The sequence below is a fragment of the Leisingera sp. F5 genome, assembly GCF_001593695.1.
Genome location: NZ_LUKH01000661.1, coordinates 1 through 1,900 on the forward strand (window position 1 = coordinate 1; position 1,900 = coordinate 1,900).

A 1,900-nucleotide genomic window follows, 5' to 3' on the forward strand; every position below is an offset into this window, starting at 1 on the left:
GGCCAAATCCATGGCCTACCTGGGCGGTGCGGTCCTCACTCTTCTGATCATTCTGACATGTGTTTCGATCGCTGGGCGTTTGCTCAACGGCGTCTTCCATGGCGATTTGATGGAGCGGATTGCGCCGGGGTTCTCAAAGTGGATGACCGGCTGGGTCGGGCCGGTCAACGGCGATTTTGAACTGGTCGAGGCTGGCGTGGCCTTTGCCATCTTCGCCTTTATGCCGCTGTGCCAGATCACCGCGGGACATGCCTCGGTTGATGTGGTGGCCAATACGTTTCCACGCGGAGTGAACCGGTTTTTGCGGATGGTGACCGAAATTGTCTTTGCCGCGGTGCTGATTCTTATCGCCTGGCGGCTGGGGGCTGGGCTTACGAGCAAATTCTCCAATGGCGAGACCTCCTTCCTGCTCGAGTTTCCGGTCTGGTGGGCCTACGGCATCAGCATGGTGGCGGCTGTCGTCGCCGCGATTGTGGGTCTCTACATGGGTGCAATCCGCACCATCGAATTTTTTACCGGCCGGATCCTGATTTGGGACGGCGTGGAGGGCGAACAGTGACGGCTCTTGAAATTGGCATCGCCTCCTTCCCGGTTCTGATGCTGCTGATCTTTCTGCGGGTTCCGATCGGGCTCTCGATGTTTCTGGTCGGCCTTGGCGGGCTGATCTGGGTCACGGACGGCACGCAAGTGGCGTTCGGGCGGCTGAAAAGCGAGACCTATTCGACCTTTTCCTCTTATTCGCTGACCATTGTGCCGATGTTCCTGCTGATGGGGCATTTCGCGACGCTCGGCGGCATGTCCACCGCGTTGTTCAAGGCAGCTGAAGGGTTCCTGGGCCACCGCAAAGGCGGGGTTGCGATGGCGGCCATCGGCGCCTGCGCAGGCTTTGGTGCGATCTGCGGCTCGTCCTTAGCCACCGCAGCCACCATGGGCCGTGTGGCACTGCCGGAGCTGAAGCAATACGGCTATGCCGGCGGATTTTCGACCGCGACGCTGGCGGCGGGCGGCACGCTGGGCATCCTGATCCCGCCTTCTGTTGTGCTGGTCATCTATGCGATCCTGACCGAGCAGAACATCGCCAAGCTGTTCCTATCAGCCTTCATTCCGGGCCTGCTGGCGGCTTTGGGTTATGTAATTGCAATCTCGGTCTATGTGCGGCTGTTCCCGGAAAGTGCCGGCACCCGCCCGCCCGTTCCGATGCGCGAGCGTTTTGCCGCGCTGATACATGTCTGGCCGGTGCTTCTGGTGTTCGGCCTGGTGGTGGGCGGTATCTACCTGGGCTGGTTCACTCCGACCGAGGGCGCAGCCGTGGGCGCATTTGGCACCGGCTTTATCGCCTGGACCAATGGCGGGCTGAACCGCGAAACACTGGCAGACAGCTTTTTGGTAACAGCGCGGTCCACCGCGATGATCTTCTTCATCGTGCTGGGCGCTGGTTTCTACAATGGGTTCCTGGCGCTCACAAAAGTACCGCAGGAATTGGCGGACTATGTTGTGAGCCAGGGGCTTAGCCCTTGGATGGTGCTGGCACTGATCCTGGGATTCTACTTGGTCTTCGGCTGCCTGATGGATTCGCTGTCGATGATCCTGCTGACAATCCCGATCTTCTTTCCGGTAATCTCGGCGATGGATTTCGGTCTGCTGTCGCTGCCAGCGATGCAGGCGGATGCAGCGATGGAGGTGCTGAAGGCTGGAGTGCCTGAGGGGATGGGGGCAGAGATGCTCGCCTCGATCAAGGACGCCATTGCGGCCGGAGCGGAACTCACCCGCGAGCAGATGAAAGAGCTGGGCATCCGGGTGACCGAAGGCCGGGTGAACCGGATCGAGGCGGAATATGTCGCTATCTGGTTCGGGATCTTGGTGCTGATCGTGGTCGAGGTTGGCCTGATCACCCCGCCAG

General features: G+C 60.4%; 2 protein-coding genes. Both read left to right on the forward strand.

Going from position 1 to position 1,900, the window contains the following annotated elements; translation table 11 throughout:
* Positions 1-559, forward strand: a 559-nt coding sequence (locus A2I95_RS34495) for a TRAP transporter small permease (protein ID WP_291737047.1), incomplete at its 5' end; no start/stop codon positions are given.
* Positions 556-1,900 (forward strand): TRAP transporter large permease (locus A2I95_RS34500; RefSeq protein WP_291737049.1); only part of this gene is annotated, 1,345 nt, incomplete at its 3' end. The genes A2I95_RS34495 and A2I95_RS34500, both read left to right, overlap by 4 nt.